This window comes from Streptomyces blastmyceticus (genome assembly GCF_039521185.1).
Lineage (GTDB): Bacteria > Actinomycetota > Actinomycetes > Streptomycetales > Streptomycetaceae > Streptomyces > Streptomyces blastmyceticus.
Genome location: NZ_BAAABW010000029.1, coordinates 62,436 through 85,053, shown reverse-complemented (window position 1 = coordinate 85,053; position 22,618 = coordinate 62,436). Strand labels below are relative to the sequence as shown.

The window sequence follows — 22,618 nt, the reverse complement described above, 5'->3', positions numbered from 1 at the left end:
CCGACACCCCTGGACCAGACCCATGACAGCAACCGCCCCCACCGCCGGCAGCAGCGGCACGGACGTCCGCCTCACCGCCATCAGCAAGCGCTACGGCTCCTTCACCGCCGTCCACCCGCTCGACCTGGCCATCCCCGCGGGCTCCTTCTTCGCCCTCCTCGGTGCCTCCGGCTGCGGCAAGACCACCACCCTGCGGATGATCGCCGGCCTGGAGGACCCCACCACCGGCAAGGTGGAACTCGCGGGCAAGGACGTCACCGCCCTCCCCCCGCACAAGCGGCCCGTCAACACCGTCTTCCAGAGCTACGCGCTCTTCCCCCACCTCGACATCTACGAGAACGTCGCCTTCGGGCTGCGCCGCCGGGGCATCAAGTCGGTGAAGAAGCAGGTCGACGACATGCTCGACCTCGTACAGCTCGGCGACTTCGCCCGCCGCAAGCCCCACCAGCTCTCCGGCGGCCAGCAGCAGCGCGTCGCCGTCGCCCGCGCGCTCATCAACCACCCGCAGGTGCTGCTCCTCGACGAGCCGCTCGGCGCCCTCGACCTCAAGCTGCGCCGCCAGATGCAGCTGGAGCTCAAGCGCATCCAGACCGAGGTCGGCATCACGTTCGTCCACGTCACCCACGACCAGGAGGAGGCCATGACCATGGCCGACACCGTCGCGGTCATGAACGGCGGCCGGGTCGAGCAGCTCGGCGCCCCCGCCGACCTCTACGAGACCCCGCGCACCACCTTCGTCGCCAACTTCCTCGGCACCTCCAACCTCATCACCGCCGACGTCCTCGGCACCTCGGGCGACGACATCCTTCTGCGGGCCGGTGATACCAAACTCACCCTTCCGGCGACCCGATGTACAACCACCGCCCGCACGGGCGAGAAGCTTCTGATCGGCATACGGCCCGAGAAGATCACTCTCACCCACGCCGACGACGCCGGCACCATCCCCGACGGCCGCAACCGCATCACCGGCCGCATCGCCGACTCCAGCTTCATCGGCGTCTCCACGCAGTACGTGATCGACAGCCCCGTCGGCCCCGGCCTGTCCGTCTACGAGCAGAACATCGAGCGCGACAGCCGCCTCGCGCCCGGCGCCGAGGTCGTCCTCCACTGGAACCCCGGCCACAGCTTCGGCCTGGACGCGGCGCAGAGCGTCGAGGCGGGCACGGACGCGGGGGAGGGGACGTGACGACCACGACGACCACCACCCCTGCCGAAACCGAAGCGCCCGCCGTCACCGCGGCCGCCCGCCGGAAGAAGCTCGTCCCCTACTGGCTGCTGCTTCCCGGCATCCTCTGGCTCGTCGTCTTCTTCGCCGCGCCCCTGGTCTACCAGGCGTCCACCTCCGTGCAGACCGGGTCGCTCGAAGAGGGCTTCAAGGTCACCTGGCACTTCGCCACCTACGCGGACGCCCTGACCGAGTACTACCCGCAGTTCCTGCGCTCGGTGGCCTACTCCGCCACCGCCACCGTGCTCTGCCTCGCCCTCGGCTACCCGCTCGCCTACCTCATCGCCTTCAAGGCGGGCCGCTGGCGCAACCTGCTGATGGTCCTCGTCATCGCGCCGTTCTTCACCAGCTTCCTGATCCGCACGCTCGCCTGGAAGACGATCCTCTCCGACGGCGGCCCCGTCGTCTCCGCGCTGGGCAGCCTGCACATCCTCGACATCACCAACGCCCTGGGCGTCACCGAGGGACACCGCGTCCTCGCGACCCCGCTCGCCGTCGTCTGCGGCCTGACCTACAACTTCCTGCCCTTCATGATCCTGCCGCTCTACACCTCCCTCGAACGCATCGACCCACGGCTCCACGAAGCGGCCGGAGACCTCTACGCCACCCCCCTGACCACCTTCCGCAAGGTGACCTTCCCGCTGTCCATGCCCGGTGTCGTCGCGGGCACCCTGCTCACCTTCATCCCCGCCACCGGCGACTACATCAACGCCGAACTCCTCGGCTCCACCGACCAGAAGATGATCGGGAACGTCATCCAGTCCCAGTTCCTGCGCGTCCTGGACTACCCCACCGCCGCCGCCCTGTCCTTCATCCTCATGGCCGCCATCCTCGCCATGGTCACGCTCTACATCCGCAAGTCCGGGACGGAGGACCTCGTCTGATGCGTACTGTGACGCGCTGGCTGCGCCGCAACCTCGTGGTCCTCGCGGGCCTCGGCACGCTGGGCTATCTGATCCTGCCCAACGTCATCGTGACGGTCTTCTCCTTCAACAAGCCCAACGGCCGCTTCAACTACGAGTGGCAGCGCTTCTCCACCGACGCCTGGACCGACCCCTGCGGCGTCGCCGACCTGTGCGGCTCGCTCTCGCTGAGCCTGCGCATCGCGATCTGGGCGACCATCGGCGCGACCGTGCTCGGCACGATGATCGCCTTCGCGCTCGCCCGCTACCGCTTCCGCGCCCGGTCGTCCGTGAGCACCCTGCTGTTCCTGCCGATGGCGATGCCCGAGGTCGTCATGGCCGCCTCGCTGGCCACCCTCTTCCTCAACATGGGCGTCACGTTCGGCTTCTGGACGATCCTCATCGCCCACATCATGTTCTGCCTGAGTTTCGTGGTGACGGCCGTCAAGGCGCGGGTGATGTCCATGGACCCCCGCCTGGAGCAGGCCGCGCAGGACCTCTACGCCACCCCGTTCCAGACCTTCCTGCGGGTCACCCTGCCCATCGCCGCCCCCGGGATCGCGGCGGGCGCCCTGCTGTCCTTCGCCCTGTCCTTCGACGACTTCATCATCACGAACTTCAACGCCGGCTCGACTGTGACCTTCCCCATGTTCGTCTGGGGATCCGCACAACGGGGCACACCCGTTCAAATCAATGTCATCGGGACGGCGATGTTCGCCGTCGCCGTGCTGTGCGTCCTCGCCGGTCAGCTGGTCGGCAGGCGCCGTAGAAGGAGCTGAGACCATGGCCCCTCGTGCCATGAACCCTGCACAATCACTCATCGACGCCGCCCCCCGGCCCTACTGGCTCGACGACCCCTCCCGGCCGGAGGCACTCCCCGCCCTCGTCGGTGACGAGCACACCGACCTGCTCGTCGTCGGCGGCGGCTACTCCGGACTGTGGACCGCGCTCCGCGCCAAGGAGCGCGACCCGGCCCGGGACGTCGTCCTCATCGAGGCCCAGGAGGTCGGCTGGGCCGCCTCCGGCCGCAACGGAGGCTTCTGCTCCGCCTCTCTCACCCACGGATGGGCCAACGGCCGGGCCCGCTGGCCCGACGAGCTCGCCACCCTGGAGCGGCTCGGCCGCGACAACCTCGACGGGATCGAGGCCACCGTCGCCCGCCACGGCATCGACTGCGGCTTCGAGCGCACCGGCGAGATAGACATCGCCACGGCCCCCCACCAGGTCCAGGAGCTGCGCGAGGCCGCCGACGAGGTCGCCGCCCTGGGCCTGCCCGACTACGAATACCTCGACCGGGACGCCCTGCGCGCCGAGGTCGACTCCCCGACCTTCCTCGCCGGCCTCTGGGACCGCACGGGCGTCGCCATGCTCCACCCCGCCCGGCTCGCCTGGGGCCTCAAGCGCGCCTGCCTGGAGCTGGGAGTGCGGATCTACGAGCGCACGCCGGGCACCGAGCTGTCCTCGCGCAACGCCGGGGTCGCCGTCCGCACCCCGTACGGGCGCGTCTTCGCCCGCCACGCCGCCCTCGGCACCAACGCCTTCCCCTCGCTGGTCAAGCGCGTACGGCCGTTCATCGCGCCCGTATACGACTACGCGCTGATGACCGAGCCGCTGAGCGGGGAGCAGCGCGCCGCCATCGGCTGGAAGAACCGGCAGGGGCTCGGCGACGCCGCCAACCACTTCCACTACTTCCGCATCACGCCCGACCACCGGATCCTGTGGGGCGGCTACGACATCGTCTACCACTACGGCGGCGCCGTCTCGGCCGACTACGACCACCACCCGGCCACGTACCAGAAGCTCGCCGAGCACTTCTTCCACTGCTTCCCCCAGCTCGAAGGGGTGCGCTTCACCCACAACTGGGGCGGCGCCATCGACACCTGCTCGCGCTTCTCGGCGTTCTTCGGCACCGCGCACGGCGGCCGGGTCGCCTACGCACTCGGCTACACCGGTCTCGGTGTCGGAGCGAGCCGCTTCGGGGCGGACGTCATGCTCGACCTGCTGAGCGGGGAGCGCACCGAGCGGACCGAGCTGGAGATGGTCCGCAGCAGGCCGCTGCCGTTCCCGCCCGAGCCCGTGCGGTCCGTGGGCATCGGCATCACCCAGTGGTCGATGACCCGCGCCGACGAGAACGGCGGCCGCCGCAACCTCTGGCTCAAGGCCATGGACAAGGTCGGCATGGGCTTCGACAGCTGAGCCGCCACGCGCGCCGCGCGCCGGGGCACTTCGCACCGTCCGCCGACGAGCCCTTCGCCTCCGATGCCGCGGGAAACCCGCGTAATGATCCGCCGTCAGGGCCCTCTCATCCGTGAATGCAGAAGCAGGCAGTCACGGAAACGGAGGACCCCATGAGCGACGGAGCGGGGACGAGGAGTGCGGTGGAGTGGCTGGCGACGGCCGCACCCGACCCCGGAACCTGCCGGTGGGAGTGGGAGCGCAATCCGCTGGGGATCGCGCTCCTGCCCGCCGGGCGGGTCTGGGACGTGCTCATCCTCCCCAGCGGGCTCGGCCATCCCACCCTGGACGTCCTGTCGCGCTGCACCGACCGGATCGGCCCGGTCCTCGCCGACTTCGGGGACAGTCGGCTGGGCTTCTTCGTCCCGCCGGGCACGGCGGCCGGCTGGGTCGCGACCGATGTGCGGGCCGTCGGAGAGGGCAGCTGGGTCGTCGTCCCGCACCCCGGCCGCGCCGCGTCCGGCGTGCGCTGGATCGTCCCGCCGGACGGCGCGGGCACGCTCACGGACCCGGCGGTCCTGGAGCTGTCGATGCACGAGGCCGCCGCGTCCCTCGCCGACGCAGACGAAGCCGACAAGCGCGAGCGGGGTGACTGAGCGCGAGCGCCAGGCCCCACAGCAGCACCCCCGACAGGCACCAGCTGCCGAGCACGTCCAGGGGCCAGTGGAAGCCGCACCGGACGAGCCCCACGCCCACGGCCGCGTTGCCGACGGCGTACGACGCCACCACGACGGCCCGCCACCGCCCCCGGGCGAGGCCGGGCCGGGGGAGCAGGAACAGCAGCGCGGCGGCCCCGTAGGCGACCGCCGTCGTGGCGGTGTGGCCGGACGGGAAGAAGCCGTCGTGCGCGCCCGCCATGGCCGCGGGCCCCGGCCGGGCGACGGCGTTCTTGAAGGGCACGACCAGCGCGGGGACGGCGGCCATCGTGAGCGCCGCGCACAGCGGCGGCCACCACCGCCGGGGGCCGGGCGCGCGCAGGGCCGACACGGCCATGGCCACCGCCAGCACGGGCAGGGCGACCGTCGTGTTGCCGAGGTCGGCGAAGAAGTGGGCGGCACCGCCCGGGAGGGACGAGCCGGAGACCGCGCGGCCTGCCCGCTCGTCCAGGGCGCGCAACGGGCCGTGGCCGACGACCTGCCAGGTGATCAGCGCGAGGAGGAGGACGCACAGTCCGGGGAGGAGTCCGCGGCGGAGAGTGCCCCGTGCCGACGGCCCCGGAACAGGGGGGGAGGTTCCGAGGCCGCCGTGGTGACCGGGGTGCCGCGCGCCCCGGGGGGTATGGGGCGGGCGGCCGTCCGATCGGTGAGGATGCCCGGAGCCGGAGGCTCCGGTGGTGCTGTGCGCGAAGGCACGACCGGGTCGGCGATGGGGATTCGCCGGCACGGCGGTGTCCGCAGTCCCCTGCGGACGGGGTGTTGCATTCATCTGCAGAAACCGTACGGCAGGGCTGAGCCTCCGGACAGCCGGATCACCCCTCCACCACCCGCCCCGCACAGGTTCTTCACCCCATGACGACCCCAAGGCGCCGTTACCGCAGCATTACCGTCGGTTACAGACGCGTGAACGCGGCCTCGATGATGTCCAGGCCCTCGTTGAGCAGATCCTCGCCGATGACCAGCGGCGGCAGGAAGCGCAGCACATTGCCGTACGTGCCGCAGGTCAGGACCAGCAGACCCTCCGCGTGACAGGCCTTCGCGAGCGCGCCCGCGGCGGCGGCGTTCGGGTTCTTCGTGCCCGACTCCACCAGCTCGATCGCGATCATCGCGCCACGGCCGCGGATGTCGCCGATGATGTCGTGCTTCTCCTGCATCGCGGAGAGGCGGCCCTTCATGACCTCCTCGATGCGCTTGGCCTTCGCGTTGAGGTCCAGCTCGCGCATGGTCTCGATCGAGCCGAGCGCCGCCGCGCACGCCACCGGGTTGCCGCCGTAGGTGCCGCCCAGGCCGCCCGGGTGCGCCGCGTCCATGATCTCCGCGCGGCCGGTGACGGCGGCGAGCGGCAGACCGCCCGCGATGCCCTTCGCCGTCGTGATCAGGTCCGGGACGATGCCCTCGTCCTCGCACGCGAACCACTGGCCCGTGCGGCAGAAGCCGGACTGGATCTCGTCCGCGACGAAGACGATGCCGTTGTCCTTCGCAAACTGCGCGATGCGCGGCAGGAAGCCCTTGGCCGGCTCGATGAAGCCGCCCTCGCCGAGCACCGGCTCGATGATGATCGCGGCGACGTTCTCCGCGCCGATCTGCTTGGTGATCTGGTCGATGGCCTGGGCGGACGCCTCGGCGCCACAGTTCTCCGGGCCGGTCGGCCAGCGGTAGCCGTACGCCACCGGCACGCGGTAGACCTCGGGCGCGAACGGGCCGAAGCCCTGCTTGTACGGCATGTTCTTCGCCGTCAGCGCCATCGTCAGGTTGGTGCGGCCGTGGTAGCCGTGGTCGAAGACGACGACCGCCTGGCGCTTGGTGTACGCGCGGGCGATCTTCACCGCGTTCTCCACCGCCTCGGCGCCGGAGTTGAACAGCGCCGACTTCTTGGCGTGGTCACCCGGGGTCAGCTCGGCGAGCTGCTCACAGACCTCCACGTAGCCCTCGTACGGCGTCACCATGAAACAGGTGTGGGTGAAGTCGGCGAGCTGCGCGGACGCGCGGCGCACGACGGCCTCCGCGCTGGAGCCCACCGAGGTCACGGCGATGCCGGAGCCGAAGTCGATGAGGGAGTTGCCGTCGACGTCCTCGATCACACCGCCACCGGCGCGCACGGTGAACACCGGGAGCGTCGAGCCCACGCCCGCCGCGACCGTCGCCGTCCGGCGGGCCTGCAGCTCGAGCGACTTCGGGCCGGGGATCGCGGTGACGATGCGGCGCTCCTGGGGGAGGGACGGGCCTCCGGTCAGTGCAGTCATGAGAGGGCTCCAGGGGGATGACGAGATCGATCGGGCTTTCAGTCGCAGGCTAGGGGGGCCGGACGAGGTCGGGCATGTTCCGTTCGGGAGAAGTGCGCGCGCCGCCTTGTCCGTACCGGACATGGCGGGCCGCCCCGCCCGTCCGCGCGCCACCTGCGGGTGATCATGACCATACGGGGGCGTGGCATCCCGCGGGTCACCTGAACTCCCCGCGCACGCCTATTAGATTGAGCGGCGCGCACGTCGGACACGCGGTACACGAGTTCTGGTGGGGGCAAGGCAGCGATGGACACTGAGGGCACGTTCGACTCGCCGGGCACATGGGGGCCGCAGGAGCCGGCAGGCCACCGGGGTGTGCCGCCCAGGCCCGCCGGGCCGCCGCGCGTGCCCGCCGTCCCCCCGCAGGGCGCCCCGGCCCCCGGGCAGCAGCCGGAATCGCCCTTCATGACCTGGCTGCGCGCCCCGCGCGCCAAGGCCCAGCCGGGCGTCTGGGCCTTCGACCACCGGCCCAGGGCGCCCGAGGAACCCGGCCGGGTGCCCGGCAGGCAGCTGATCAGCGGCGCGGTGATCGCCTTCCTGTGCGGGTGGCTGTTCTGGTCGCTGCTGTGGCACGGCTACCTCGGCCCGTACTGGAAGTGGCCCCTGCGCGCCATGGCGCCGGGCTCCTGGCAGGACGGCACCGAGGAGTGGATGATCGCGTCGTACGTCTACTACGCGCTCGCCGCCTGCGTCCTCGCGGTCGGCTTCGGCCGGGTCGGGCGGTGGCCCGAACTGTGGCGCCGCTTCGTCACCCCCCTGTGGGAGCGCTTCTGGCGCCGGATGCCGCCGTCCGTCAGCCCGCCCCGCCCGGAGCGCCTCGTGGCGCGGCCGCTCGTCCGCCGGGCGGCCCTGGCCTTCGCCGGTGTGTGGGCGGTGTGGCTGCTGTGCTGGAACGGTGCCGTGGGCAGCGTGTGGATCTGGCCGCTCGTCGCCTTCACCCCGGACTCCTGGGACCCGCTCTCCCGGCTCTACGCCGGATACAGCTACTACGTCCTGTTCACCCTCCTGCTCCTCTCCATCGCCTGCCGGATCGGCTGCTGGCGCGAGCTCTGGCGCCGCTACGGCCCCGCCGACCAGCGCGTCCGCCGCCACGACGCGGGCCACCAGACCCGTGGCACCGCCCGCACCGCGCAGGACGACCCCGCCGAGTGGCCCCAGATGCGCGCCGCCGGGGCCCACGACGCCGCCGAACGGCTGGCGGCCGAGGCGCGGTCCGGGGCGATGAACGACGTCGACCACTCCCGCATCCAGCGCGCCTGGGAGTCCGTGCGCGCGCAGCCCTCCCGGCTCGCCTCCTTCACCGAGGCCGTGCTCCGGCACGGCGCCGCCGCCTGCGCCCACCCCTCCGGGGCGCGCGACCTGCCCGTACGCGCCGCCCTGCACGACCTCGTCACCCGGCAGGTGCGGCTCGGCACCGCCGCCGACGACGACCGCAACCCCTATGTGCACCGCGGGGCTGGCTGCGCCCTCGACCCCGGGCTGCTGGGCACCTCGCTGCTCGCCGTCGGCCCGCCCGGCAGCGGCAAGACGGCCCGGCTGGTGCGGCCGGTGCTGGAGTCGCTCTGCCTCCAGGCGCTGGCCGGGCGGACCGCGGTCGTCGCGGTCGGGGCGTCCGGCGCGGGGCTCGCGCCCGACGAGGCGTTCGACATCGTGGTGAAGATCGGACGCCCGGACTCGGCGTACGACCTCGATCTGTACGGCGGTACGGACGACCCCGACGAGGCCGCCGCCGTGCTCGCCGAGGGGCTCGTCGGCGATCTCACCGCCACCCTCCCCGGCGAGGGCGGCCGCCGCGCCGCGACCGCGCTCGCCCAGATCCTCGGCCCCTACCGCGCCGCCCACGGCCGCTTCCCCTCCGTGCCCGAGCTGCGCGAGCTCCTCGACGGCTCGGCCACCGCCTTCGGCGCGCTGCGCGACACCCTGGCCGCCGCCGGGCAGGACGCGCAGGTGCGCGAGCTCGACGCCCGCGAACGGCAGGCGCAGCGCGCCGGTGACGCCGGGCCCCTGCTCGCCGACCGGCTCGCGCTCCTCGACCGGCCCGCCTTCGCCCGCTTCTTCGACACCACCCGCCCCGGCCGCACCTTCTCGCTCCGCACCCTCGAACACCCCCTGCGCGTCCGCATCGACCTGCCCGAGCGGGGCCACGCGGAGGCGTCCCGGATGCTGGCCCGGCTCGTCCTCGCGCAGTTCACCGAGTGCACCGTCGGCCGCGCCGACCGCTCGCTGTTCGCCTGCCTCGTGCTGGACGACGCGACCCACGCCGTCACCCCCGAGGCCGTGCGCGGGCTCGGCCGGCTGCGCTCGGCCAACGCCGGTGCCGTACTCACCCTCCGCACGCTCGACGACGTGCCCGAGACGCTGCGCAGCGCGCTGCTGGGCTCGGTCGGCTGCCGGATGGCGTTCTCGGGCGTGACCACGTGGGACGGCGCGCGGTTCGCGGAGGTCTGGGGCAAGGAGTGGGTGGAGGCCCGGGACATCACCGACCGCCAGGTCATCGCCCACGAACCGCTGACCCGGGCCGCGCACATCCTGCGCCGGCTGGTCACCGGCCGCGCGGTGACCGCGCAGTCCGTGACCGTCCGCCAGGTGGAGCGGGAGCGCTGGTCCGCCTCCGAGCTGGCGCACGCCGTGCCCGCCGGGCACGCGGTGCTGTCGGTGACCTCCGTACGGGGGGCGAGCGCGCCGCCGGTGCTCGTCGATCTGACTAAGTGAGGCCGACGAAGTGACGCCGACGAAGTGAGGACGGGCGGAATGCGGCGTACGCGTTCCCGGCGAATCCTCCACTGAGGCAGAATCGGGAACAGCCGTTCATACGGGACGGCACAGTCGCCGCGCCGCCCTCCCGAAGGTGCCATGCCTCCCACCCTCGCCTCGCTCGTCCACCACTCCGCGCTCAAGCTCGCCGTGCTCGCGGGGGAGGACCGGCTGGACACCCCCGTCCGCTGGGCGCACGTCAGCGAGCTCGCCGACCCCGTGCCGTGGATGGACGGCGGCGAGCTCCTCCTGATCACCGCGATGAAGATCGACGCGGAGGACCGGGAGGAGATGCGGAGCTATGTGCGCCGCCTGGTCCGGGCCGGGGTCGTCGGCCTCGGGTTCGCGGTCGGCGTCAACTACGACGAGGTGCCCCGGGCGCTGGTCGAGGCCGCCGAGGAGGAGGGGCTGCCGCTGCTGGAGGTGCCCCGGAAGACGCCGTTCATCGCCATCAGCAAGGCGGTCTCGGCGGCCATGGCCGCCGACCGGTACCGCGCGGTGACCGCGGGCTTCGAGGCGCAGCGCGAGCTGACCCGCGCCGCGCTCGGCCCCGAGGGGCCCGCCGCCCTGCTGGCCCGGCTCGCCGCCCACCTCGACGGGTGGGCCGCGCTGTACGACGCGTCGGGCGCGGTCGTCGCCGCGGCCCCCGACTGGGCCGCGCGCCGGGCCGCCCGGCTGACCCGCGACGTCGAACGGCTGCGGGAGCGGCCCGCACCCGCCACCGCCGTCGTCGGCTCCGACCCCGCCGAGGAGGGCGCCGACCGGGTGGAACTGCAGTCCCTGGGCTCCGGCCGCCGGGCCCGCGGCGTCCTCGCCGTCGGCACCGGCGCCCCGCTGGGCACCGCCGAGCGCTACGCCGTGCAGTCCGCGATCGCGCTGCTCACCCTCACCACCGAACGCTCCCGGACCCTTCAGGCCGCTGAACAGCGGCTCGGGGCGGCCGTGCTGCGGATGCTGCTCGCCGGGGAGCCGGACCACGCGCGGGCCGTCGCCGGTGACCTGTACGGCAGCCTGCTGGACGCTCCGTTCCGGGTGCTCGTCGCGGAGGCGGCGACGGAGGAAACCGAACAGGACGAGGGCGCACCCGACCCGCTCGGGGTGCTCGCCGACACCGTCGACACCGCGGCGGCCCGGGTGGCGGAGGCGGTCCTGGTCGTCCCCGACGGCCACCGTCTCGTCGTCCTCGCCTCCGACGGCGGCGTGGCGGTCGCCGCCTGCGCGGAGCACGCGCGTGCGATCGAGGCCAGGCGCGGCACGAAGGCGCGGCCGCGCGACCGCAGCGCGGCCCCGCCCGACGACGACCTCGTCGTCGGCCTGTCCGCCCCCGCCGGGACCGTCGCCGCCGCGGCCGCCTTCCGCCAGGCGGAACAGGCCCTCTCCGTGGCCCGCCGCCGGGGCCGGGTCCTCGTCGAACACGAGGAGGTCGCGGCCGGCTCCGTACTGCCGCTCCTCGCCGACGACGCGGTACGCGCCTTCGCGGACGGTCTGCTGCGGGCGCTGCGCGAACACGACGCGACGGGGCGCGGCGATCTCGTCGCCTCACTGCGGGCGTGGCTCTCCCGGCACGGCCAGTGGGACGCGGCGGCGGCGGATCTCGGCGTGCACCGGCACACGCTGCGCTATCGGATGCGGCGGGTCGAGGAGATTCTGGGTCGCTCTTTGGACGACCCGGATGTACGGATGGAATTGTGGCTGGCCCTGAAGGCGACGGCGTCGCCGGGCGAGTAGGGCCTTGGCGGGCGGCTTTGTTCCCAGCCCCGCCCCTTCCCGCAGCGCCTGTTGCTCGGCTCCGCCGAGGCCGGGGCTCCGCCCCGGACCCGTACTTGGGTGCGGCCCGGCGGGGCTTTGTTCCCCTACCCCGCCCCTTCCCGAAACTGGGGGCTCCGCCCCCAGACCCCCGGGGGGTGCGCAAATTCAGCCCGTGGGGGCACCTCCCAGCGGTAGCTGGGGGAGGTTGAGGACGCGCCCGGAGGGCGCTCCGCCTCAGGCGGCAACGGACCCGCGGCCGGGGGCCTGGGGCACGCGCCCCAGTTTCGGGAAGGGGCGGGGCTGGGGAACAGAGCCCGCCGCAGGCGGAAGACGTACCTCAGCCCGCCATTTCGGAGCAGCCGCGCAGCGCCCTGCTCCATCGCGGACAATCGGCCGGACGCGATCGCCCCCCTACCGTGGGGGAGCCGATATCGACACCCCTCGGAGGGAAAACCGTGACTGCTCCCCACGCGTTCTGGCTGGCCGGCCGTGAGGCCCTCGGCGAGGAGACCTTCGATGTCACGAACTCCTGGGACGGCCGCCTCGTCGGCACCGTGAGCGTGCCCACCGAGGCGCAGGTCGAGGAGGCCGTGGCCGCCGCGCACGCCGTGCGGGACGAGTTCGCCGCGACCCCCGCGCACGTACGGGCCGCCGCCCTCGACCACGTCGTCAAGCGGCTGACCGAGCGCACCGAGGAGATCGCCCAGCTGATCTCCGCCGAGAACGGCAAGCCCATCAAGTGGGCCCGCGGCGAGGTCGGCCGCGCCGTGTCCGTCTTCCGCTGGGCCGCCGAGGAGGCCCGCCGGTTCAACGCCGGTGACGCCCAGCGTCTGGACACCGACGCCGGTGGTACCGGCCGTCTCGCGCTGACCCGCCGCTTCCCCCGGGGCACCGTCCTCGGCATCGCGCCCTTCAACTTCCCGCTCAACCTGAGCGCCCACAAGGTGGCCCCGGCCATCGCCGTCGGTGCGCCGATCATCCTCAAGCCCGCCCCGGCGACGCCGATCTCCTCGCTGGTGCTCGGCGAGATCCTCGCCGAGACGGACCTGCCCGCGGGTTCGTGGAGCGTGCTGACCGTCCCGAACGACCGGATGCCGGCCCTCGTCCAGGACGAGCGGCTGCCGGTCATCTCCTTCACCGGTTCCGGCCCGGTCGGCTGGTCGATCCTCGACTCGGCGCCGCGCAAGCACGTCACCCTGGAGCTCGGCGGCAACGGCGCGGCCGTGGTCCTCGCCGACTGGTCCTCCGAGGAGGACCTGGACTGGGCGGCGCAGCGCATCGCCACCTTCTCCAACTACCAGGGCGGCCAGTCCTGCATCTCCGTGCAGCGCGTCATCGCCGACGCCTCGCTCTACGAGCGGCTGCTGCCGAAGGTCGTGGCCGCCGTCGAGGCGCAGGTCACCGGTGACCCGTCCGACCCGGCGACCGAGGTCGGCCCGCTGGTCAGCGAGGACGCCGCCGAGCGCGTCGAGTCCTGGGTGGACGAGGCCGTCGCGGCGGGCGCGAAGCTGCTGGCCGGCGGCAAGCGCGAGGGTGCCACCTACGCGCCCACCGTGCTCGCGGAGGTCCCCGCCGACGTGACGATCGCGTGCGAGGAGGTCTTCGGCCCGGTCCTCACCATCACCCGGGTGGAGGGCGAGGCCGCCGCCTTCGCCGCCGTCAACGACTCGCCGTACGGCCTGCAGGCGGGCGTCTTCACGCACGACCTCCGGACCGCCTTCCGTGCGCACCGCGCGCTGGAGACCGGTGGCGTGATCATCGGTGACGTGCCGTCCTACCGCGCGGACCAGATGCCGTACGGCGGAGCCAAGCAGTCCGGTGTGGGCCGCGAGGGCGTGCGCTACGCGATGGACGACTACACCTACGAGCGGGTGCTGGTCATGACGGGCCTGGCCCTGTAACCACACGCGGGATCGAACGGCCGGGGTGCGCACGGGGGCGCCCCGGCCGTTCGCGTTCCCGGCCGTGCGTATGGCCCGATCCTTGCGAACCATGGCAGTCAGGCCACTCGCCGGTGTCCGGCCCCTCCGACAGGCTGGACGCATCGGACAGCACGACCCCAAGGAGCGAACCACCATGACCGACACCTCCGCAGCCCCCGCCCGCATGCGCGCCGTCCGGCAGGAGACCGCGGGCGGTCCCGAGGTGCTGAAGCTCGTCGAGACCGACCGCCCCGAGCCGCTCCCGGGCGAGATCCTGGTCCGGGTGCGCGCCGCGGGTGTCAACCCCACCGACTGGAAGACCCGCGAGCGCGGCTCCTTCTACACGGGCGACACCGTCCCGTTCACCCTCGGCTTCGACGTCTCCGGCGTGGTCGAGGCGATCGGTGACGGCGTCACCCTCTACGCCCCCGGCGACGAGGTCTACGGCATGCCCCGCTTCCCGCACCCGGCCGGTGCCTACGCGGAGTACGTGACCGCCCCCGCCCGCCACTTCGCGCCCAAGCCGCGCGGCATCGACCACGTCCAGGCCGCCGCCCTGCCGCTCGCCGCGCTCACCGCCTGGCAGGCGCTCGTCGACACCGCCGACGTCCGCGAGGGCCAGCGAGTGCTGATCCACGCGGCGGCGGGCGGCGTCGGCCACCTGGCCGTACAGATCGCCAAGGCCCGCGGCGCGTACGTCATCGGCACGGCGAGCGCCGCCAAGCACGACTTCCTCCGCGGCCTCGGCGCCGACGAGCTGATCGACTACCGCGAGCAGGACTTCGCCGAGGTGGTCCACGACGTCGACACCGTCCTGGAGGCCATCAGCGGCGACTACCCCACCCGTTCCCTGCGTACCCTGCGCCCCGGCGGCATCCTCGTCTCCCTGCTGCCGCTGGCGGACGACGTGCGCGAGGAGGCCCGCGAGCGGGGCGTCCGGGCCACCCGCATGATGGTCGAGCCCGACCTCGCGGGCCTGCGGGCCCTCACCGAGCTGGTCGAGACCGGCCGCCTGCGCACCGAGATCGCCGCCGCGCTGCCCCTGGCCGACGCCGCCAAGGCCCACGAGCTGGGCGAGACCGGTCGTACGTCCGGGAAGATCGTACTGACGGTCGGGGACTGACCCGATTCCCGTCACCCGGAAGCGGGGGTCCGGCGCGGGGGGCCGGATCGTTGCGCGAGGTCTGGTAGACGTCCCGGGGATCGGGTACATACGGTCGAGTAGCACCGGTCGGTAGCCGACCGGGACGGCCCCGACTGAAGCGGCGAGGTGCCTCATGACCGCACCATCCGTACGACCGGTCTCCGAGCGCGAAGCACGCCAGGTCGCCGAAGCGGCCCGGGAACAGGACTGGAAGAAGCCCAGCTTCGCCAAGGAACTGTTCCTGGGACGCTTCCGGCTCGATCTCATCCACCCGCACCCGACGCCCGCCCTGGAGGACGTGCGGCGCGGCGAGGAGTTCCTCGCCAAGCTCCGCGACTTCTGCGAGACCCGCATCGACGGCGCCCTCATCGAGCGCGAGGCGAAGATCCCGGACGAGACGGTCAACGGGCTCAAGGAGCTCGGCGCCTTCGGGATGAAGATCGACACCAAATACGGCGGCCTCGGCCTCACCGCCGTCTACTACAACAAGGCCCTCGCCCTGGTGGGCTCCGCCAGCCCGGTCGTCGGCGCGCTGCTCTCGGCCCACCAGTCCATCGGCGTCCCGCAGCCGCTCAAGCTCTTCGGCACCCAGGAGCAGAAGGACGCCTTCCTGCCGCGCTGCGCCCGCACCGACATCACCGCCTTCCTGCTCACCGAGCCGGACGTCGGCTCCGACCCCGCGCGGCTGGCGACCTCGGCCGTCCCCGACGGCGACGACTACGTCCTGGACGGCGTCAAGCTCTGGACCACCAACGGTGTCGTCGCCGACCTGCTGGTCGTGATGGCCCGGGTGCCGAAGAGCGAGGGCCACAAGGGCGGGATCACCGCCTTCGTGGTCGAGGCGGCGGCGGAGGGCGTCACCGTCGAGCGCCGCAACGCCTTCATGGGCCTGCGCGGCATCGAGAACGGCGTCACCCGCTTCCATCAGGTCCGGGTCCCCGCCGCCAACCGCATCGGCCCCGAGGGTGCGGGCCTCAAGATCGCCCTGACCACCCTCAACACCGGCCGGCTGTCCATCCCGGCGATGTGCGTCTCCGGGGGCAAGTGGGCCCTGAAGATCGCCCGCGAGTGGTCCACCGCCCGCGAGCAGTGGGGCAAGTCGATCGCCCTCCACGAGGCCGTCGGCGCGAAGATCTCCTTCATCGCCGCGACCACCTTCGCCCTGGAGGCCATCCTCGACCTGTCCGGCCAGATGGCCGACGAGGACCGCAACGACATCCGCATCGAGGCCGCCCTCGCCAAGCTCTACGCCAGCGAGATGGCCTGGCTGATGACCGACGAACTGGTCCAGATCCGCGGCGGCCGCGGCTACGAGACCGCCGCTTCTCTCGCCGCCCGCGGCGAGCGCGCCGTCCCCGCCGAGCAGATGCTGCGCGACTCCCGCATCAACCGGATCTTCGAGGGCTCCACCGAGATCATGCACCTGCTGATCGCCCGCGAGGCCGTCGACGCCCACCTCTCCGTCGCGGGCGACCTCATCGACCCGGAGAAGTCCCTGGGCGAGAAGGCCCGGGCGGGCGCCCGCGCGGGCGGCTTCTACGCCCGCTGGCTGCCCAAGCTCGTCGCCGGGCCCGGACAGCTGCCCCGCACCTACGCCGAGTTCCACCCGGCCGGCCACCGCGACCTCGCCACCCACCTGCGCTACGTCGAGCGCTCCTCCCGCAAGCTCGCCCGCTCCACCTTCTACGCCATGTCCCGCTGGCAGGGCCGGATGGAGACCAAGCAGGGCTTCCTCGGCCGGATCGTCGACATCGGCGCCGAGCTCTTCGCCATGAGCGCCGCCTGCGTGCGCGCCGAGCGGCTGCGCGCCGAGGGCGACCACGGCAGCGAGGCGTACGAGCTCGCCGACGTCTTCTGCCGCCAGTCCAGGATCCGCGTCGAGGAGCTCTTCGGCCGGCTGTGGGCCAACACCGACGACCTCGACCGCAAGCTCGTCTCCGGGGTCATGTCGGGCGCGTACGAATGGCTGGAGTCCGGCATCGTCGACCCCAGCGGCGACGGCCCCTGGATCGCCGACGCCACCCCCGGCCCGGCCAGGACGGACAACGTCCACCGGCCCATCCGCTGATCCGTACCCGGCACCGACGCGACCCCGAGGAGGGCGGCCGGGGGGATCCCTGTCCGCCCTCCTGCCGGGAGAGGCAACAATGGAGTCCATGACGGACTCTCTCGCTGACCCGCATCTGCGCTACTCCGCCCCCACCGCCGCGGGCGGACCGCGCGAGGTCGTGATCCTCGGCTCGACCGGCTCGATCGGCACCCAGGCCATCGACCTCGTGCTCCGCAACCCCGACCGCTTCACGGTGACGGGCCTGTCCGCCGCCGGCGGCCGGGTGGGACTGCTCGCCGAGCAGGCGCGGCTGCTGCGGGTCCGCACGGTGGCCGTCGCCCAGGCCGACAAGGTGCCCGCGCTGCGCGAGGCGCTGGCCGCGCAGTACGGCTCCGAGCCGCTGCCCGAGATCCTGGCGGGGCCCGACGCGGCCACCGACCTCGCCCGCAGCGAGTGCCACACCGTGCTCAACGGCATCACCGGCTCCATCGGCCTCGCGCCCACCCTCGCCGCCCTGGAGGCTGGCCGGACGCTGGCCCTGGCCAACAAGGAGTCGCTGATCGTCGGCGGCCCGCTGGTCAAGGCGCTGGCCAAGCCGGGGCAGATCATCCCCGTCGACTCCGAGCACGCCGCGCTCTTCCAGGCGCTGCTCGGCGGCACCCGCGCCGAGGTCCGCAAGCTGGTCGTCACCGCCTCCGGCGGACCCTTCCGGGGCCGCACCAAGGCCGAGCTGGCCGCCGTCACCCCCGCGGACGCCCTCGCCCACCCCACCTGGTCCATGGGCCCGGTGATCACGATCAACTCCGCGACCCTCGTCAACAAGGGCCTGGAGGTCATCGAGGCGCACCTCCTCTACGACATCCCCTTCGAGCGCATCGAGGTCGTCGTCCACCCGCAGTCCTACGTCCACTCGATGGTGGAATTCACCGACGGCTCGACGCTCGCCCAGGCCACCCCGCCCGACATGCGCGGCCCCATCGCCATCGGCCTCGGCTGGCCCGAGCGGATCCCGGACGCGGCCCCCGCCTTCGATTGGTCCAAGGCCTCCACCTGGGAATTCTTCCCGCTCGACGAGGAGGCCTTCCCCTCCGTGGGCCTGGCCCGGCACGTCGGCACCCTCGGCGGCACCGCACCCGCGGTCTTCAACGCCGCCAACGAGGAGTGCGTCGACGCGTTCCTCTCCGGCGCGCTGCCGTTCAATGGCATTGTCGATACCGTCGCCGAGGTGGTGGCGGAACACGGCACACCCGCCGCGGGAACCCAGCTCACCCTCCCGGACGTCCTGCAAGCGGAGACCTGGGCCCGCGCCCGGGCCCGTGAACTGGCAGCGCGCCCGGCCCCGGCGGCCCGCACCGCGCAAACGACCTCGGAGGCCCGCGCATGACAACCCTGATGACGGTCCTCGGGATAGTCGTCTTCGTGGTGGGCCTGCTCTTCTCGATCGCCTGGCACGAACTGGGACACCTCTCCACCGCGAAGCTCTTCGGCATCCGGGTGCCGCAGTACATGGTCGGCTTCGGGCCGACGATCTTCTCGCGGAAGAAGGGCGACACCGAGTACGGCATCAAGGCGGTCCCGCTCGGCGGCTACATCCGCATGATCGGCATGTTCCCGCCCGGCGCGGACGGGAAGATCAGCGCGCGCTCCACGTCGCCCTGGCGCGGCATGATCGAGGACGCCCGCTCGGCCGCCTTCGAGGAGCTCCAGCCGGGCGACGAGACGCGGCTCTTCTACACGCGCAAGCCGTGGAAGCGCGTGATCGTGATGTTCGCCGGCCCGTTCATGAACCTCGTCCTGGCCGTCGCGATCTTCCTCGGCGTGATGATGTCCTTCGGCATCAACACCCAGACCACCCAGGTCTCCACCGTCTCGGCCTGTGTGGTCAAGGCCACCGACAAGACCGACGCCTGCCCCAAGGGCGCCAAGGACTCCCCGGCCAAGGCCGCGGGCCTCCAGCCGCGCGACAAGATCGTCGCCTTCAACGGCCACCGGACCGACGACTGGGCCACGCTCCAGCGCGAGATCCGCAAGACCACGGGACCGGCCACGATCACCGTCGTGCGGGACGGCGCGCAGAAGACCCTGAACGCCGACCTGATCTCCAACCAGGTCCAGAAGTACGACGGCAAGGGCAGCCCCATCAAGGGGCAGTACGTCACCGCCGGCTTCCTCGGCTTCACGCCCGCCACCGGCGTCGTGCCGCAGTCCTTCGGCCAGTCCGTGGGCCGGATGGGCGACATGGTCCAGTCCGGCGTCGAGTCGCTGATCGCCCTGCCCGGCAAGATCCCCGACCTGTGGAACGCCGCCTTCGACGGCGGCGAGCGCAAGGCCGACTCGCCCATGGGCGTCGTGGGCGCGGCCCGCGTCGGCGGCGAGGTCTTCAACCTCGACATCCCGCCGTCCCAGCAGGTGGCGACCATGCTCTTCCTGGTCGCGGGCTTCAACCTCTCGCTGTTCCTGTTCAACATGCTGCCGCTGCTCCCGCTCGACGGCGGGCACATCGCCGGGGCGCTGTGGGAGTCCCTGCGCAGGGCCTTCGCCCGGGTCTTCCGCCGCCCCGACCCCGGTCCGTTCGACGTCGCGAAGCTGATGCCGGTGGCCTATGTGGTGGCCGGAATCTTCGTCTGTTTCACGCTGCTGGTCCTGATCGCCGACGTGGTGAACCCGGTCCGGCTGACGTAGCTCCGCATACGCCCCCGGGCGCCGGGCGGGCCGGGTTTCTCCGGCCCGCCCGGCGTCCGGGGACACGGAGCCCAGGCCAGGGGATGTGCCCCGAAGGGGGCGCGTGCCGTAACCTCGAAGGCCGGAGCCCGCCGATCTCGGGACCTTGATTCACACCTTGGGGTTGCTCGCCAGATGACAGCGATTTCGCTTGGAATGCCTTCCGTTCCGATCAAGCTCGCCGACCGCAGGGTCAGCCGCAAGATCCAGGTCGGTTCCGTGGCCGTCGGAGGCGACGCACCCGTCTCGGTGCAGTCGATGACGACGACCAGGACCTCGGACATCGGCGCCACGCTCCAGCAGATCGCCGAGCTCACGGCGTCCGGCTGCCAGATCGTGCGCGTGGCCTGCCCGACCCAGGACGACGCCGACGCGCTGGCGGTCATCGCCAAGAAGTCGCAGATCCCGGTGATCGCCGACATCCACTTCCAGCCGAAGTACGTCTTCGCCGCGATCGACGCGGGCTGCGCCGCCGTGCGGGTCAACCCCGGCAACATCAAGCAGTTCGACGACAAGGTCAAGGAGATCGCCAAGGCGGCCTCCCAGACCGGCACCCCGATCCGCATCGGCGTCAACGCCGGCTCCCTGGACGCCCGCCTGCTGGCGAAGTACGGCAAGGCCACCCCCGAGGCGCTGGTGGAGTCCGCGCTGTGGGAGGCGTCCCTCTTCGAGGAGCACGGCTTCCGGGACATCAAGATCTCGGTCAAGCACAACGACCCGGTCGTCATGGTCAACGCCTACCGGCAGCTGGCCGCCCAGTGCGACTACCCCCTCCACCTCGGCGTCACCGAGGCGGGCCCCGCCTTCCAGGGCACCATCAAGTCCGCCGTCGCCTTCGGCGCCCTGCTCTCCGAGGGCATCGGCGACACCATCCGCGTCTCCCTCTCCGCCCCGCCGGCCGAGGAGATCAAGGTCGGCATGCAGATCCTGGAGTCGCTCGGCCTGCGCCAGCGCCGCCTGGAGATCGTCTCCTGCCCGTCCTGCGGCCGCGCCCAGGTCGACGTCTACAAGCTCGCCGAAGAGGTGACCGCCGGCCTTGAGGGCATGGAGGTCCCGCTGCGCGTCGCCGTCATGGGCTGTGTCGTCAACGGCCCCGGCGAGGCCCGCGAGGCCGACCTCGGTGTGGCCTCCGGCAACGGCAAGGGCCAGATCTTCGTCAAGGGCGAGGTCATCAAGACCGTCCCCGAGTCCAAGATCGTGGAGACCCTCATCGAGGAAGCCCTCAAGATCGCCGACCAGATGCGCAAGGACGGCGTCGCCTCCGGCGAGCCCGAGATCAGCGTCAGCGGCTGATCCCCCGCCCGTCGCGTCCTGTGCCCCGCTCCCCGGAGCGGGGCACAGCCGTATCCGAAAGGCGGCTCCCGGAGCGCCAAAGGCCAGGCAGGGGAGGTGTGCGGGGACCCTGAGAGGTACAGTTCCAAGACCTGTTCCCATGGCCTCCGGCCCGCGACGGTGAGGCATTCCGACACGTGTTGACGACGACCACCACCAAGGTCCTGGAGCCCGGCGAACTCGACGACGCGCTCGCCGTCCTCGACCGGGATCCCGTCACCAACGCCTTCGTCGCCGCCCGTGTCCAGGTCGCCGGGCTCGACCCCTGGCGGCTCGGCGGCGAGATGTGGGGCTGGTACGCGGGCGGTCGCCTCGAATCCCTCTGCTACGCCGGGGCCAACCTCGTCCCCATCTGCGCGGGCCCCGAGGCCGTGCGCGCCTTCGCCGAACGCGCCCGCCGCGCGGGCCGCCGCTGCTCCTCCATCGTCGGCCCCGCCGACGCCACCGCCGAGCTCTGGTCGCTCCTCGAACCCCACTGGGGCCCGGCCCGCGAGGTCCGCGCCCACCAGCCGCTGATGGAGACCCGGGCCATGCCCGCGGACATCGCGCCCGACCCGCTCGTCCGCCGGATCCGCAAGGACGAGATGGACGTGATCATGCCGGCGTGCGTGGCCATGTTCACCGAGGAGGTCGGCATCTCGCCCATGGCGGGCGACGGCGGGCTGCTCTACCAGGCGCGGGTCGCCGAGCTGGTCGGCTCCGGGCGCTCCTTCGCCCGGATCGAGAACGGCCGGGTCGTCTTCAAGGCCGAGATCGGCGCCGCCACCTCCCGCGCCTGCCAGATCCAGGGCGTCTGGGTCGCCCCCGAACACCGTGGCCGCGGCCTGTCGGAGACCGGGATGGCGGCGGTGCTGCGCTACGCGCTGCGTGAGGTCTCGCCCGTCGTCAGCCTCTATGTGAACGACTACAACACCGCGGCCCGGGCCTCGTACCGGCGCGTGGGCTTCGAGGAAGTCGGCGCGTTCATGAGCGTCCTGTTCTGAGCCGGAACCCGGGCCCGATCAGGCCGCCCCGCCCCGAGGGAGAGGTAGCCTCCCCGCATGGATGACATCGTGGTCGGGCCGCTCGACCTCGCCGCGCGCGTCGACGAGGCGCTGGGCGTACAGGCGCTGGCCTTCGGGCTCACCGAGGAAGAGGTGGGCGTACGGCGCCACATCGTGCTCCGGCACCTCGGCTGTCCGGGCGCCCGCGCCCTCGGCGCGACGACGGAGACCGGGCGGCTCGTCGGCTTCGTCTACGGCATGCCGAACAGCCGCGGCCACTGGTGGTCAGGCGTCGTCGAACCGTATCTGCGCTCCACCGGCTCCGACGGCTGGCTCGACGACGCCTTCGTCATCACCGAGCTGCACGTCCACCCCGACTTCCAGAAGCAGGGCATCGGGCGGGCGTTGATCACCACCATCACCGCGACGGCGGCCGAGCCCCGCAGCATCCTCTCCGCCATCGACACCGAGAGCCCGGCCCGTGCCCTCTACCGCAGCCTCGGCTACCGCGACCTCGCCCGGCAGGTCGTCTTCCCGAGCGCCCCGAGCCCCTATGTGGTGATGGGCGCACCGCTGCCGCTGCTGAGCTGACCGCGGCGCCGGAAACCCGTTTCCGCGCCGTCCGTCGCTGCCGCTAATCTCCTGCCAATCGCACTACGTACG

Annotated in this window: 17 protein-coding genes; 15 read left to right on the top strand and 2 right to left on the bottom strand. The window is 72.5% G+C overall.

Going from position 1 to position 22,618, the window contains the following annotated elements:
* Positions 1-22: 22 nt before the first annotated feature.
* The 5 genes from ABD269_RS29535 to ABD269_RS29515 all read left to right on the top strand — a co-directional run bounded on the left by ABD269_RS29535 (position 23) and on the right by ABD269_RS29515 (position 4,958).
* The gene (locus ABD269_RS29535) at positions 23-1,186 is read left to right on the top strand and encodes an ABC transporter ATP-binding protein (protein ID WP_344122831.1); all 1,164 of its coding nucleotides are present in this window, start codon (positions 23-25) and stop codon (positions 1,184-1,186) included.
* Positions 1,183-2,109 carry an ABC transporter permease gene (locus ABD269_RS29530; protein ID WP_344122829.1) on the top strand — a complete coding sequence of 309 codons (927 nt, stop codon included), beginning with the start codon at positions 1,183-1,185 and terminating at the stop codon, positions 2,107-2,109. The genes ABD269_RS29535 and ABD269_RS29530 overlap by 4 nt, the downstream gene beginning before the upstream one ends.
* Positions 2,109-2,906, top strand: coding sequence for an ABC transporter permease (locus tag ABD269_RS29525; protein ID WP_301891989.1), 798 nt, complete (start codon positions 2,109-2,111; stop codon positions 2,904-2,906). Before ABD269_RS29530 ends, ABD269_RS29525 begins: the two co-directional genes overlap by 1 nt.
* 19 nt (positions 2,907-2,925) lie before the next feature.
* Positions 2,926-4,323 (top strand): NAD(P)/FAD-dependent oxidoreductase, encoded by a 1,398-nt coding sequence (locus ABD269_RS29520; protein WP_425573005.1) that lies wholly within the window; start codon positions 2,926-2,928, stop codon positions 4,321-4,323.
* A gap of 152 nt (positions 4,324-4,475) precedes the next feature.
* Positions 4,476-4,958, top strand: coding sequence for a hypothetical protein (locus tag ABD269_RS29515; protein ID WP_301891987.1), 483 nt, complete (start codon positions 4,476-4,478; stop codon positions 4,956-4,958).
* On the opposite strand, the gene ABD269_RS29510 is transcribed toward ABD269_RS29515, so the two are convergent.
* Both ABD269_RS29510 and gabT read right to left on the bottom strand, forming a co-directional pair.
* Entirely contained in the window at positions 4,864-5,478 is a 615-nt protein-coding gene (locus tag ABD269_RS29510; RefSeq protein ID WP_344122825.1) for a phosphatase PAP2 family protein, read from the bottom strand. The genes ABD269_RS29515 and ABD269_RS29510 overlap by 95 nt on opposite strands.
* 433 nt (positions 5,479-5,911) lie before the next feature.
* The gene (gene gabT / locus ABD269_RS29505; RefSeq protein WP_344122823.1) at positions 5,912-7,261 is read right to left on the bottom strand and encodes a 4-aminobutyrate--2-oxoglutarate transaminase; all 1,350 of its coding nucleotides are present in this window, start codon (positions 7,259-7,261) and stop codon (positions 5,912-5,914) included.
* A gap of 285 nt (positions 7,262-7,546) precedes the next feature.
* Between gabT and ABD269_RS29500 the strand changes: the two genes are divergently transcribed.
* From ABD269_RS29500 to ABD269_RS29455, 10 genes are all read left to right on the top strand, one after another.
* Positions 7,547-10,012, top strand: a complete 2,466-nt coding sequence (locus ABD269_RS29500) for an ATP/GTP-binding protein (protein ID WP_344122821.1) — start codon at positions 7,547-7,549, stop codon at positions 10,010-10,012.
* Between the two features lie 141 nt (positions 10,013-10,153).
* Entirely contained in the window at positions 10,154-11,782 is a 1,629-nt protein-coding gene (locus ABD269_RS29495) for a PucR family transcriptional regulator (RefSeq protein WP_344122819.1), read from the top strand.
* Positions 11,783-12,258: 476 nt separating this feature from the next.
* The gene (locus ABD269_RS29490; RefSeq protein WP_344122817.1) at positions 12,259-13,704 is read left to right on the top strand and encodes an aldehyde dehydrogenase family protein; all 1,446 of its coding nucleotides are present in this window, start codon (positions 12,259-12,261) and stop codon (positions 13,702-13,704) included.
* A 175-nt stretch (positions 13,705-13,879) separates the two neighbouring features.
* Positions 13,880-14,848, top strand: coding sequence for an NADP-dependent oxidoreductase (locus ABD269_RS29485; RefSeq protein WP_301891979.1), 969 nt, complete (start codon positions 13,880-13,882; stop codon positions 14,846-14,848).
* A 154-nt stretch (positions 14,849-15,002) separates the two neighbouring features.
* Positions 15,003-16,937: an acyl-CoA dehydrogenase family protein gene (locus tag ABD269_RS29480; RefSeq protein ID WP_344122814.1), complete on the top strand. Its 1,935-nt coding sequence runs from the start codon at positions 15,003-15,005 to the stop codon at positions 16,935-16,937.
* 88 nt (positions 16,938-17,025) lie between these two features.
* Positions 17,026-18,303, top strand: a complete 1,278-nt coding sequence (gene dxr / locus ABD269_RS29475) for a 1-deoxy-D-xylulose-5-phosphate reductoisomerase (RefSeq protein WP_301891977.1) — start codon at positions 17,026-17,028, stop codon at positions 18,301-18,303.
* Positions 18,300-19,601, top strand: coding sequence for a M50 family metallopeptidase (locus tag ABD269_RS29470; protein ID WP_116214159.1), 1,302 nt, complete (start codon positions 18,300-18,302; stop codon positions 19,599-19,601). The genes dxr and ABD269_RS29470 overlap by 4 nt, the downstream gene beginning before the upstream one ends.
* A 174-nt stretch (positions 19,602-19,775) precedes the next feature.
* Positions 19,776-20,933, top strand: a complete 1,158-nt coding sequence (gene ispG / locus ABD269_RS29465) for a flavodoxin-dependent (E)-4-hydroxy-3-methylbut-2-enyl-diphosphate synthase (RefSeq protein ID WP_301891976.1) — start codon at positions 19,776-19,778, stop codon at positions 20,931-20,933.
* A gap of 176 nt (positions 20,934-21,109) precedes the next feature.
* Positions 21,110-21,955, top strand: a complete 846-nt coding sequence (locus ABD269_RS29460; RefSeq protein WP_301891975.1) for a GNAT family N-acetyltransferase — start codon at positions 21,110-21,112, stop codon at positions 21,953-21,955.
* Positions 21,956-22,012: 57 nt separating this feature from the next.
* On the top strand, positions 22,013-22,546 hold the full coding sequence (locus ABD269_RS29455) for a GNAT family N-acetyltransferase (protein ID WP_301891974.1): 534 nt from the start codon (positions 22,013-22,015) through the stop codon (positions 22,544-22,546).
* Positions 22,547-22,618: the final 72 nt, after the last annotated feature.